The following is a 12,654-nucleotide window of genomic DNA, read 5'->3' as shown; positions in this document are numbered from 1 at the left end:
TTAGCAACTTATGCATAAATCATCTTTTCAACTGAGCCTGCTAGTCGGGCTCAGTGTCGTTTCGCATGCAGTTTTTTCGGCACAGCAAACCACTTCATATATAGCGATTCATTCCAAACCTAAATATTTAGGAATGTTGGCTATGCCATATGCAAACCCGAATGCTCCTAAAGGTGGTCTGTTAAGTCAGGCAGCTCAAGGAACTTTTGATAACCTCAATAGTATGAATGGTAAGGGGAATGCTACTGAGGGCGTTAATTATCTTTTTGATACTTTAATGACTCAATCATTAGATGAGGTCGGGGTTTTATATCCGCTTTTAGCTGAGAAAGTGAGTTATGACCCAGAAAAAACGCAGTCTGTTACTTTCTATTTAAACCCTAAAGCGCGTTTTAGTAATGGACAGCCAGTCACAGCGGCAGATGTTAAATTTAGTTTTGATGCCTATCAGACGAAGTCCAATTTAGGTTTACAGATGTACCTTGCTGATTTGGCAAAAACAGAAGTAATAAACGCCCATCAGGTAAAGTTTAGTTTTAAGTCTACCCATAATCCTAAAATGCCATTCATTTTGGCAACCTTACCGATTTATTCAAAAGCAGATTGGCAAAAAAGAGATTTTAGGCGAATTACCCTACAACCGATTATTGGTTCGGGGCCATATGTAGTTGAACGAGTTGATGCAGGTAGAAGCATTAGTTATAAAAGAAACCCAAATTATTGGGCAAAAGATTTGCCTATTAACAAGGGGCGTTATAATTTTGACCGATTAAAATATGTCTATTATCGAAATTGGGATATTGCTTTTGAAGGATTTAAATCTGGGCAATACACTTTGCATGAAGAAACTAATCCTAAAAAATGGGTAACAGATTATCGTTTTCCTGCCGTAAAAGCTGGACTGGTTACTCAATATAAGTTTCGTCACCATAACCCGATTGCCACTGAAAGTTATGTTTTTAACACCAGACGAAAACCTTTAAATGATATTCGTTTTAGACAAGCCTTAACCTATGCCTATGACTTTGAATGGCAAAATAAAGCTTTGTTTTATGGTCAATATCAACGTCTTCAAAGTTATTTTGAAAATAGTGAATTAGCAGCAACAGGTCGACCTTCAAAAACTGAATTAGACTTGTTAAAACCGTTATTGCCTAAGTTATCTCCACTCATGCAACAAGGTGTTTTAGCAAACTGGAAATATCCAGTGTCGGATGCAAGTGGGTTCAACCGTCAGAACTTGTTAACAGCCAGACAATTACTCATACAGGCTGGTTATAAAGTTAAAGAAGGGCAATTATTTACGCCAGAAGGAAAAAAAGTTCAGCTTGAGTTCTTAATTCAGCAAGATGGTAAACAACGAACACTTTTACCTTTTATTCGTAACCTAAAAAAGTTAGGCATTGCAGTTAATTTGCGTCAGGTCGATGCTCCGCAATATTTAGAAAGGACTCGTCGTTACGATTTTGATATGACCACAATGAATCTGCCGCAATCTCTCAACCCGGGCAATGAACAAACTCAGTTTTGGGGAAGTATCGCCGCAGCGCAGGATGGGAATTATAATTATGCAGGTATTCGCAACCCAGTAATTGATCAAGTGATTTCAAAACTCGTTGCAAGTAAAAGCCGTGAACAACAGATTATTTATACTCGCATTCTCGATCGATTGCTTAGAGCTGGTTATTATCAAATTCCGACCTATGGTAAAGGTGAAAACTGGTATGCTTATTGGAATATGTATCAACAACCTAAAGTTAAACCAGCACTTTCTTCCGGAATAGAATATTGGTGGAGTGATGCAAACAAAGCCAAAACAGTTGCCAAATATTTACATCAACAATAAAAAGCACCTGCCATAAAGGAAATCCTGTTATATGGGTTCATATATTCTGAAGCGACTTCTTTTAATGATTCCCACATTGTTTGTCATTTTATTGATTAACTTTGTGGTTGTGCAAATTGCACCGGGTGGGCCAGTTGAGCAAGCAATACATCAGGCACAAAGTGATTTGGGAGTTGGTCGTGCATTGAGTGCAGAAACTTATTATCAAGGTGCTCAAGGTTTAAGCCCTGAAATGGTTGAGCAAATTAAGGCTCAGTACGGCTTTGATCGTTCTGCCCCTGAAAGATTTTTTCTAATGTTAAAAGGCTATTTAACTTTAGATTTTGGGCAAAGTTTCTTTAAAGATAAACCAGTCGTGCAATTGTTGTGGGAAAAAATACCTGTTTCGATTTCACTTGGACTGGTGAGCACTTTTCTGATTTATTTAATTTCTATTCCGCTGGGAATTAAGAAAGCAAAACAGCAAGGCTCATGGTTTGATCGGTCCACCTCGTTAGTTCTTGTAGTGGGATATGCTGTACCAAGTTTTGTATTTGCCATTTTGTTAGTTGTTTTTTTTGCAGGTGGCTCTTATTTTCAATGGTTTCCCTTACAAAATTTAGTATCAGATAACTTTCATCAACTTAGTCTTTGGGGCAAAGTTACCGATTATTTATGGCATATGACTTTGCCACTGATTACGATGGTATTAGGCGGTTTTGCCAGTTTAACCTATTTAACTAAATACTCATTTTTAGAAGAACTCAATAAACCTTACGTTTTGGCAGCCTATGCAAAAGGTTTGAACAGCCAACAGGTCTTATATAAGCATGTTTTTCGTAATGCCATTTTAGTTGTGCTCGCAGGCTTGCCAGAAGTGTTAGCGGGCATTTTCTTTGTGGGTAATCTGTTTGTAGAAATTATTTTCCATTTAGATGGGGTGGGTTTGTTGGGCTTTGAAGCAATTGTCCAGCGTGACTATCCTGTTATTTTTGGGGTTTTATTTTTCTTTACTTTATTTAGCCTAATTTTACGTCTCATATGTGATGTGTTGTACCAATGGATTGATCCACGAATTCACTTTGACGCACAAGGAGGCAAGTAATGTCTCTGATTGTGCGTACACGATTACAGCGTTTTAGACAGCATAAATTGGGCTGGGCCAGCTTCATTTTATTTAGTCTGATTTTGATTTTGTCATTAGCGGCGGAGTTGATTGCTAACGATAAACCGCTGTTAGTGAAGTATGAAGATTCTTACTATTTACCCGTGTTAAAAACTTATCCTGAAACTGCGTTTGGTGGGGTGTTTGAAACAGAAGCTGATTATAAAGACCCCGCCGTACAAGCGCTTATTGAGGCTAAAGGATGGGTAGTTTGGCCGCTCATTCAATTTTCATATCAAACTTCCAATTTAGATTTGGCCGTTCCTGTACCTTCACCACCCTCCAAGCAAAACTGGTTGGGAACAGATGATCAAGGAAGGGATGTTTTCGCCCGTATTCTTTATGGATTAAGAGTATCGTTGCTTTTCGGTTTAGCCTTAACATTTTGTTCCGCTTTATTTGGAATTACCGTAGGCGCCATTCAAGGTTACTATGGCGGTTGGGTAGATTTATTAGGACAACGTTTGGTTGAGGTCTGGAATGGCTTACCCATGCTTTTTATGGTCATGATTTTAGTCAGTATGTTTGTTCCAAATGTATATTGGCTCTTTTTCATTATGTTATTTTTTGGCTGGACCGTTTTGGTGGGTATTGTCAGAGCAGAATTTTTGAAAGCTCGCCAATTGGATTATGTTCGTGCAGCCCAAGTTTTGGGAGTGACCGATCGCGCTATTATTTTTAAGCATATTTTGCCCAATGCGATCAGTTCGAGTTTGTCTCAGTTACCTTTTATTTTAACAACCAATATTAGTGCTTTAACTGCTCTTGATTTTTTAGGGTATGGACTGCCACCCGATGCAGCCTCATTAGGCGAGTTATTGTTGCAAGGTAAAAATAATTTAGATGCGCCATGGCTAGCAATTTCAGGCTTTTTTAGTCTGGCTATTGTTCTTTCACTTTTAATTTATATTGGGGAGGCGGCCCGTGATGCGTTTGACCCAAGAAAATAATTTAAATATCACCTCAACGTTATTAAAGGTAGAACATCTTTCGGTTCAAACCAAAGACCAAAAGATTCTATTAGAAGATCTAAATTTTTCCTTAAGTGAAGGTGAAACACTCGCTATTGTGGGCGAAAGTGGTTCAGGTAAATCGATAAGCTGCTTAGCAATAATGGGATTGCTACAACAAAAATTAGAAGTAACGGGTCAGGTCTGGATTGGCTCAAAAAATATGCTTGAGTTAGATGAAATAGCTCAATCAAATTTACGTGGTCGTCAAATCGCTATGATTTTTCAGGAGCCTGCTAGTGCGTTAAATCCGCTACATAGGGTTGAAAAAATCATAGGGGAAAATCTTCTTTTATCAGGTTTTTCAAAACGCGAGGTTCGACAACAAATAGTTGAACTGCTAGAAGATGTGGGAATTGTTGAACCAGAACAACTTTTAAAACGCTATCCACATGAGCTCTCTGGTGGACAAAAACAACGTGTCATGATTGCGATGACATTAGTGCTTCAGCCTAAAATTTTGATTGCTGATGAACCTACGACTGCGTTGGATGTGGTCTTACAGATACAGATTTTAGAGCTATTAAAATCTTTACAAGCAAAATATGGAATGGCACTTATTTTAATTAGCCACGACCTAAATTTAGTACATCGCTATGCTGAGAAACTGATTGTATTGCAAAGTGGGCGTGTAGTAGAGCAAGGTGAACTGAGCCAAATCTTTGCAAACCCTAAAACAACTTATACAGCACAGTTATTAGATCATGATTTGGGAAGTGTAGAGTCTAGACCCGTTCAACAGAATGTTTTATCAGTTCGACAGCTCAGCGTGCAATTTCCTATAAGAAAAGGAATTTTAAATCGTATTCAAGGATATTTCACCGTAATAGAAGATTTGAGTTTCGATCTTGCTCAAGGTGAATCACTTGGAGTGGTTGGTGAAAGTGGTGCGGGTAAGTCATCTTTAGCCCTTGCTTTGGTTCAGCTTGTTAAGAGTAAAGGGCAAATTGTTTTTTTAGAGCAAGATTTGAATCAGTTACAGCCAAAAGTGCTACGATTGATGAGATCAGATTTTCAACTTGTATTCCAAGACCCATTTGGCAGTTTAAACCCTCGTATGACGGTGGGGCAGATTATTGCTGAAGGTTTAAAAGTGAAAGCAGTGGCTGATAACGAGATCAAACAGGAAGTTGAATCAGCTTTGGTAAAAGTTGAATTAGCTGAAGATTTTCAACATCGTTATCCTCATGAACTTTCAGGCGGTCAACGTCAACGTGTGGCCTTAGCTAGAGCTTTAGTGGTTCAGCCGAAACTTTTAGTTTTGGATGAACCTACATCGGCTTTAGATCGGACCACGCAAAAAGCTATGATCAAGTTGTTGCGACAATTACAGCAAAAAGAGCAGTTAAGTTATATTTTTATTAGTCATGATTTAAATATAGTGAAATCACTGTGCCATAAAGTGATGGTATTACGTCATGGCAAAGTCGTTGAGTACCAGGAAACAGAACTCCTATTTTCTAAACCGAAAACTGAATATACCAGACAGTTAATTAAAGCATCTCTTTAAAAAAATAAATCTTAATTATTTGTTTTTTAATGAAATAGTTTTAATTTTTAACTTATGCAAAAAGTTGCATATTTTTATATTCTTTAAAATTGACATGTGCTATTGTCAGTTATCGATTATGTCTTGACACGCTCTATAACTCATTTAAATTAGAGCAATTGCTCTAAAAATCAAAAAAAGAGGTTAACCATGAACCAGATTGCACAACCCATCACAATTCGTAATACCACCTTTAAAAACCGGATTATTAAAGGTGCGATGAGTGAGGCGCTTGCAAATTATGAAGGCCAACCAAATGATTTACATTTGGGCTTATATGGTGCTTGGGCAAAAGGTGAACTTGGCTGTGCCATTACGGGCAATGTCATGGTAAATGCTGGAGCAAAAAATGAACCGGGTGTTGTGGTTATTGAAACTGAACGTGACCTTGATCGCTTAAAAGAGTGGGCGGCCTTAGGTAAAAAACATGGCATGGTGCAATTGATTCAATTGTCACACCCAGGTCGTCAGTGTCCAAAAGGTTTAAATAAAGAAACCGTTGCACCATCGGCAGTACCTTTTAGCCCAGCTTTAGCAACCATGTTTGGAACGCCACGTGAACTTATTCATGATGAAATTCTAGATATTATTAAACGTTTCGCGACAGCAGCTCAGATCTGTGAAAAAGCAGGTTTTGAAGGCGTGCAATTGCACGGCGCACATGGTTATTTAATTAGTCAGTTTTTATCGCCATTAACCAATAAGCGTACAGATCAGTGGGGCGGTTCAGTTGAAAATCGTACTCGTTTTTTACTAGAAGTTTATAAAGCGGTACGTGAAGCAACCTCTGAAAATTTTATTATTTCAGTGAAGCTTAACTCGGCTGACTTCCAGCGTGGCGGTATTAGCGAAGAAGATGTGATTTCAGTGTTTAAAGCAGTAGACGAAGCGGGTATCGATTTAATTGAAATTTCAGGCGGCACTTACGAGGCACCAGCAATGGCTGGAGCTAAGGCCGACAAACGTAAAGCAAGTACGATTGCACGTGAAGCATACTTTTTAGATTTTGCTGAGAAAATCCGCCAACATGTTAAGTGTAAGCTTATGGTGACAGGTGGGTTTCGTACCGTCGAGGGCATGAATGCTGCACTCGCAAGTGGTGCATGTGACTTTATTGGTATTGCTCGCCCATTTGCCGTGGAAACCGATTTAACAGAACGTTTAATTGCAGGGCAAGACGTGCGTTATGCCGTAAAACCGATTAAAACAGGTTTACCTTTTGTCGATAAAATGGCAATCATGGAAATCATTTGGTACGCCGCTCAATTTAAAACCATTGGCAAAGGTAAAAAGCCAAATCCCAAACTTTCACCACTTGTGGTGTTTTTAAATTATGCCAAAGGCAATATTAAAGCGGTGATTCAAGGACAAGTGAATTCGCGTAAGTCAGCTTAAAAAATAAATACGCCATTTCAGCAAATGAAATGGCGTATTTATTTTTCCAGCTAAAAGAATAATTCATAAACAGTTGAATTGTGCATGGTTTATCTAAGGTAGGTATATAAAATAAATGTATTTGCACTATAAGTAATAAAAATTAAGAAATATAAAAATAGATGGACTTAAACAATTATAAATTACAGTCTAAAATAGAGCATCAAATACATAAAACAATAGCTTTTAAAATCAAACAAATAATTTATAGCTAGCCGTTTTTAAATTGTATTTTTAAAGATCAGTTGGTTTTTTTGATGTTTATCAAGGGGAAGTTTAATGTCTATGCTTGTCGGCATGGTTTTTTTGACCATAATTATATTGGCAATTTTAAGTGTTTTAAAGAAAGGGGAAACTAAAAATCGAAATGCAAAACGTAACCTAATCAAGGGAAAGCGCATCATTACCATGAATGAACAACTGACTTTTATAAAGCTAAGAAAAGGCTTGCCTGAACATATTATTTTGGCACAAGTTGCTTTTGTGCTTTTATGACAGCACAAGGATATGCGACACGTAATTTGTTTAATCGCAAAGTTGCTGATTTTGTTGTGTTGGATAAAGCATTTAATATAGTTGCTATTGTTGAGTTAGATGATTCTAGCCATAAGGGGAAAGAAAATTTTGATGCAGAGCGAGATGCTTTGATTCAAGAAGCTGGTTTTAGAGTTATACGTTATAAAAGAACACCAGAGCTTGCACAAATACATGCTGATTTTAATATTTCAAAAATTTCATTAGCTCAAGTTTCAATAGAACCAGATTTAACAAAAACAAAGTTAGTTGCTGATGCAATAATTATTGAGAAAGATGATCCAAGTGTACAACCCACTCAATATATTGATGAAGTAAAGTTGAAGTCTTGATTTTGAAAATAAAAAATTTATCTCATGGATGAAATTTGAAGTGAGATAAATAATTTAAAGAAATGATTCTTTATAGAAAGAATATGGCGTCCCTACGGGGATTCGAACCCCGGTTACCGCCGTGAAAGGGCGATGTCCTAGGCCTCTAGACGATAGGGACGTTGAGGATGGCGGTATCTTAAGAAGCCGCCACCAAACTGTCAAGTAGGTAAGGAGACAGTTTGTTCAAAATATAGCAAAACAGTTCAGCAGTCTTCTGAGTATCGTATAAAGCAGAGTGTGCTTCTTTACCATCGAACTCAATTCCAGCTTGAATGCAGGCTTTAGCAAGGACGGTTTGTCCAAACATAACAGCACTTAAAGTAACTGTATCCATGACTGAAAAACTATGAAAAGGGTTCTGGTTTTTTGTGCTTGTACGCGCAATTGCAGCTTGAACAAAACCAAGATCGAAATGGGCGTTATGACCGACCAATACTGCATGCGTACAGTGTTGCTGTTTACGAACTTCATTGACTGATTTAAAAATACGGCGTAATGCAGTCCGTTCATCTTCAGCCATTGCTATACGCATTGGATTGAATGGATCAATACCAATAAAGTCTAGCGAACGACGGTCGAGGTTAGCCCCCTCAAACGGGTTAATGTGCGCATGAAATGCTGGACCAGGGACAAATTGTCCCTGAGCATCATACACAATTGGAATGCACGCAATTTCTAGCAATGCATCTGTCTGGGCATTAAAACCTGCCGTTTCAACGTCAACAACAACAGGTAAGAAGCCACGAAAACGTTGGCCAATGACCGGGACAGAGGTTTCTTGTGTCACACTTTTCTCCATTGCAGCGTTTTCCCGGCATGCAGCGGGATAATTTTTTGATCATCTAAATAATCAAAAGATTCTGGGACAAGATTATCTTCTTTTACCAAAGTAATGGTAGAAGTATTACGTGGTAGACCGTAGAAGTCTGCGCCAAAATGGCTAGCAAAACCTTCTAAGCGCTCTAATTTACCCACTTGGTCAAATGCTTGGGCATAAAGCTCAATTGCATTAGGTGCACTATAACAGCCCGCACAGCCACACGCATTTTCTTTTGCATTTTGTGAGTGAGGAGCGCTATCTGTACCCAAGAAAAATTTAGGGTTACCACTCGTTGCAACTTCAAGCAAAGTTGTTTGATGTGTTTGACGCTTTAAAATTGGCAAACAGTAAAAATGCGGTTTAATGCCACCGACCAACATATCATTACGGTTAAATAATAAATGCTGAGGAGTGATTGTTGCCGCAACATTACGGTCATGCTCTAAAACAAAATGAGCCGCATCGCTTGTTGTAATGTGCTCAAGTACAACTTTAAGTTTTGGAAACTGTTTTAAGAGTGGGTTGAGTACTTCGTCAAGGAAACGCTTTTCACGGTCAAAAATATCGACATGGTTATGAGTTACTTCACCATGAAGTAATAACGGAACTTGATGTTCTTCTAATTGTTCAATAACTGCATAAACCTTACGAATATCACTCACACCATTATCAGAATTGGTGGTTGCGCCCGCTGGATAAAGTTTAATTGCATTTACATGTCCAGATTCTTTAATTTTACGAACTTCGTCTGGTGAGGTGAAGTCAGTAAAATAAAGCACCATACGCGGGTCAAAATTGAGACCTTCTGGAACATGAGCAAGAATACGTTCACGGTAAGCCAGCGCTTCTTCCACAGTTTTTACAGGTGGAACAAGGTTTGGCATACAGATCGCACGAGCAAACTGTTTAGCCAAATCAGGTACAGTACGTTTTAATGCTAAACCATCACGTAAATGTGCATGCCAGTCATCTGGCTGGAGCAGGGTAATAGAGTCCAAGGCAGTTCAAACTTCGAAATAAAACAAATGATAATCGATAAAGTGTGAAAATGGTAACGAGAATTACGGACAAATGGCAAAATAAAGCGCAAGAGGCCTCAAAAAATAATGTTATATTTTGTTAATGTGTAAGAGGTAGGAATCGGGTAGTGGTAAATAGGGGAAATGTACAGGAATTACTCAAAGCAAAAGAAGAAATAGAATATCTGGTAACTTTACATACCCATCGTTATGCCAACACACCTTTGCCTCATCAATTAGAAAAAAAGTTCTGGTGCTTAAATCTTGAACGAACTAAACAAAATATCTCCAAATTTTTAGCAAGTGGCGTTCTCACCTATCTAATTTTTATTTTATTAGCGCTCCCTACAGACTACTTAGTGATTGGCGTACCTTACATTACTTGGGACTTTATTTATTGCTTACTGAGCGCAATTAACATTGCTTGTGCGCTGCTGCTATTTTGGGTTTTTGCCAAGTTTAAAAAACTCACTGAATATTTTTACATCGCTGCGTGCGGGATTGTATTTTTTACCATTATTTTCAATGCAATGTTACTGCTGAGTGTTGGAAATATCGCTCTTAAAAATCAGTCGATGTTGCTACTTTCTTTTTTATATATGCTCGGATTTATTTTAAGCGGTATAAAGCCTCTACATATGCTTTATGTAGGTTTAACAGCAGCAATTTTTGTTTTTTCTTCATTGATTTTATTGCAAGCGAATTGTGACTATATTGCTTTGGGGCGCGCACTGTTTGGTAGCTGTATTTTAGGGTTTTCAATTAGTACGATGCTTACGTCTAGGGAAAGAAGTCTTTTTTTAAATAATCAGCTTGCTGAGCTTAACGAAAAGATTTTGCGTATTGAGGCATCTGAGTTGCTTCATTTAAGTCAGCAAGATGCACTCACTAAAATTTCTAATCGACGTACTTTCGATGAGATGTTCGATTTTTTTTACTATCGTGCAAAACAAGAACAACGTCCATTGGCCGTTTTATTCATTGATATCGATTTTTTTAAAAACTATAACGACTTTTATGGGCACCAGATGGGGGACAAGGTCATCTCGTCTATTGCCTCTGCAATTAAGAATTCGATTCGTCATGTGGATTTTGTTGCCCGATATGGCGGAGAAGAGTTTGTGGTTCTTTTGCCAAAAACACCTGCTCAAGGTGCATATGCTGTGGCTGCCAATATTTATAAAGCGATTGAGCGCCAAGCGATTCCTCATGCTGCATCTTTGGTCTCTACGCATGTAACGATTAGTTTGGGTTTTACTGTTTACACAGAGGGCTTGAAAGTTACTCAGGAAAATTTAATTCATGCTGCCGATCAAGCTTTATATCGGGCTAAGCAGCTTGGGCGTAACCAGATTTATTATCAGCCTTTACAAGTCGCCGAAATTGCCTAAATAAATTATTAAAAATAAAAAGGCCACCTTAATAGGTGGCCTTTTTTGACGCTATAAGAAAATTATTTTTTCTTACTGTCTAATTGAGGAATAGCAGAACCTTGACCGATTGAAAGTAAACCAGCATCTGTATAGATACCAAGTTTTGCACGTGTATCGGTAATGTCGAGGTTACGCATAGTCAACTGACCAATACGGTCCATAGGCGAGAACATTGAATCACCTTTTTCCATTGTTAAACGTTCAGCTTCGTACGTTAAGTTTGGAGATTCAGTGTTCATGATGGTGTAATCATTACCACGACGAAGTTCAAGAGTCACTTCACCTGTAACGGCTTTAGCAACCCAACGCTGAGCCGTTTCACGCAACATAAGCGCTTGAGAGTCGAACCAACGACCTTGGTAAAGTAAACGACCTAAGCGTAAACCGTTAATGCGGTATTGTTCGATCGTATCTTCGTTATGAATACCAGTAACCAAACGCTCATAAGCAATATGAAGAAGGGCCATACCCGGTGCTTCATAAATACCACGAGATTTCGCTTCGATAATACGGTTTTCGATTTGGTCAGACATACCTAAACCATGACGACCACCAATACGGTTTGCTTCAAGAATAAGCTCAACTGGATTGTTAAAAGTTTGACCGTTTAACGCAACAGGTACACCTTCTTCAAAACGTACAGTTACTTCTTCTGGTTTGATTTCAACTTCTTCTTTCCAGAAAGCAACGCCCATAATTGGGTCAACGATTTTGATACCAGCATTTAAGTATTCAAGATCTTTTGCTTCGTGAGTTGCGCCCAACATGTTTGAGTCAGTTGAATACGCTTTTTCTTTTGACATTTTGTAGTCAAAACCGTTGTCGATCAGGAACTGTGACATTTCTGCACGGCCACCGAGTTCATCGATGAAGTTTTGATCTAACCAAGGCTTATAAATTTTAAGATTCGGGTTGGTCAACAAACCATAACGATAGAAACGTTCAATATCGTTACCTTTGTAAGTTGAACCGTCACCCCAGATGTTTACGTCATCTTCTTTCATTGCAGTAACTAACATTGTACCTGTTACTGCACGACCTAATGGAGTCGTATTGAAATAAGGAACACCACCTGTACTGATATGGAATGCACCACACTGAATTGCAGCAATACCTTCAAGTGCAAGTTGTAAGCGGCAGTCAATTAAGCGAGCTTTTACAGCGCCGTATTGTTCTGCTTTCTTTGGAATTGCATCGTAGTCATCTTCATCAGGCTGGCCTAAGTTTGCAGTATATGCATAAGGCTCTGCGCCCTTTTGTTTCATCCATAATAAAGCAGCTGAAGTGTCTAGGCCTCCGGAGAAGGCAATCCCAACTTTTTTGCCTACTGGTACATGCTGCAAGATAGTTGCATTATCAGTCATTGCTAATCCTAACATTTATAAAAAAGACCCCGTTGAGGTGGTCTCGAGAATTCTGAATGGCGGCTATTGTAGCACTATTCATGGTGGTTTTTTTGGCAAAAAAAGCATTAATTCACTTGTTCTGATT

General features: G+C 38.4%; 9 protein-coding genes, 1 tRNA gene and 1 pseudogene. 7 read left to right on the top strand and 4 right to left on the bottom strand.

Going from position 1 to position 12,654, the window contains the following annotated elements:
• Positions 1–10: 10 nt before the first annotated feature.
• The 6 genes and pseudogenes from AOLE_RS14055 (at position 11) to AOLE_RS14030 (ending at position 7,849) form a co-directional block, all read left to right on the top strand.
• Positions 11–1,846: an extracellular solute-binding protein gene (locus AOLE_RS14055; RefSeq protein WP_035331470.1), complete on the top strand. Its 1,836-nt coding sequence runs from the start codon at positions 11–13 to the stop codon at positions 1,844–1,846.
• 31 nt (positions 1,847–1,877) lie between these two features.
• Positions 1,878–2,930, top strand: a complete 1,053-nt coding sequence (locus tag AOLE_RS14050) for a microcin C ABC transporter permease YejB (protein WP_013198579.1) — start codon at positions 1,878–1,880, stop codon at positions 2,928–2,930.
• Positions 2,930–3,940: an ABC transporter permease gene (locus AOLE_RS14045; protein ID WP_013198578.1), complete on the top strand. Its 1,011-nt coding sequence runs from the start codon at positions 2,930–2,932 to the stop codon at positions 3,938–3,940. The genes AOLE_RS14050 and AOLE_RS14045 overlap by 1 nt, the downstream gene beginning before the upstream one ends.
• The gene (locus tag AOLE_RS14040; protein WP_081399184.1) at positions 3,915–5,510 is read left to right on the top strand and encodes an ABC transporter ATP-binding protein; all 1,596 of its coding nucleotides are present in this window, start codon (positions 3,915–3,917) and stop codon (positions 5,508–5,510) included. Before AOLE_RS14045 ends, AOLE_RS14040 begins: the two co-directional genes overlap by 26 nt.
• Before the next feature lie 189 nt (positions 5,511–5,699).
• The gene (locus tag AOLE_RS14035; RefSeq protein ID WP_013198576.1) at positions 5,700–6,944 is read left to right on the top strand and encodes an NADH:flavin oxidoreductase/NADH oxidase family protein; all 1,245 of its coding nucleotides are present in this window, start codon (positions 5,700–5,702) and stop codon (positions 6,942–6,944) included.
• 318 nt (positions 6,945–7,262) lie between these two features.
• Positions 7,263–7,849: pseudogene (locus AOLE_RS14030) on the top strand (DUF2726 domain-containing protein).
• Between the two features lie 84 nt (positions 7,850–7,933).
• Here AOLE_RS14030 and AOLE_RS14025 read toward each other — a convergent pair.
• The 3 genes from AOLE_RS14025 to pyrC form a co-directional block, all read right to left on the bottom strand.
• Positions 7,934–8,009, bottom strand: a tRNA-Glu gene (locus tag AOLE_RS14025).
• 18 nt (positions 8,010–8,027) lie between these two features.
• Positions 8,028–8,690 (bottom strand): ribonuclease T, encoded by a 663-nt coding sequence (gene rnt / locus AOLE_RS14020; protein ID WP_002117536.1) that lies wholly within the window; start codon positions 8,688–8,690, stop codon positions 8,028–8,030.
• Positions 8,675–9,709: a dihydroorotase gene (gene pyrC, locus AOLE_RS14015; RefSeq protein ID WP_004793881.1), complete on the bottom strand. Its 1,035-nt coding sequence runs from the start codon at positions 9,707–9,709 to the stop codon at positions 8,675–8,677. The genes rnt and pyrC overlap by 16 nt, the downstream gene beginning before the upstream one ends.
• A gap of 149 nt (positions 9,710–9,858) precedes the next feature.
• Between pyrC and AOLE_RS14010 the strand changes: the two genes are divergently transcribed.
• Positions 9,859–11,121, top strand: a complete 1,263-nt coding sequence (locus AOLE_RS14010) for a GGDEF domain-containing protein (RefSeq protein ID WP_005303451.1) — start codon at positions 9,859–9,861, stop codon at positions 11,119–11,121.
• Between the two features lie 62 nt (positions 11,122–11,183).
• Here the strand turns inward: AOLE_RS14010 and argG are convergent, their stop codons facing one another.
• Entirely contained in the window at positions 11,184–12,542 is a 1,359-nt protein-coding gene (argG, locus tag AOLE_RS14005) for an argininosuccinate synthase (RefSeq protein ID WP_009390370.1), read from the bottom strand.
• Between the last annotated feature and the right edge of the window lie 112 nt (positions 12,543–12,654).

The organism is Acinetobacter oleivorans DR1 (genome assembly GCF_000196795.1).
Classification (GTDB): Bacteria; Pseudomonadota; Gammaproteobacteria; order Pseudomonadales; family Moraxellaceae; genus Acinetobacter; species Acinetobacter oleivorans.
The sequence above is the reverse complement of the archived record's forward strand: the minus strand, read 5'-3'. Positions and strand labels throughout refer to the sequence as shown.

Excerpts from the sequence above, each read along its gene's own strand:
- AOLE_RS14035 (WP_013198576.1), top strand. The coding sequence starts at position 5,700 with ATGAACCAGATTGCACAACCCATCACAATTCGTAATACCACCTTTAAA.
- rnt (WP_002117536.1), bottom strand. The coding sequence starts at position 8,690 with ATGGAGAAAAGTGTGACACAAGAAACCTCTGTCCCGGTCATTGGCCAA.
- AOLE_RS14050 (WP_013198579.1), top strand. The coding sequence starts at position 1,878 with ATGGGTTCATATATTCTGAAGCGACTTCTTTTAATGATTCCCACATTG.
- AOLE_RS14055 (WP_035331470.1), top strand. The coding sequence starts at position 11 with ATGCATAAATCATCTTTTCAACTGAGCCTGCTAGTCGGGCTCAGTGTC.
- AOLE_RS14045 (WP_013198578.1), top strand. The coding sequence starts at position 2,930 with ATGTCTCTGATTGTGCGTACACGATTACAGCGTTTTAGACAGCATAAA.
- argG (WP_009390370.1), bottom strand. The coding sequence starts at position 12,542 with ATGTTAGGATTAGCAATGACTGATAATGCAACTATCTTGCAGCATGTA.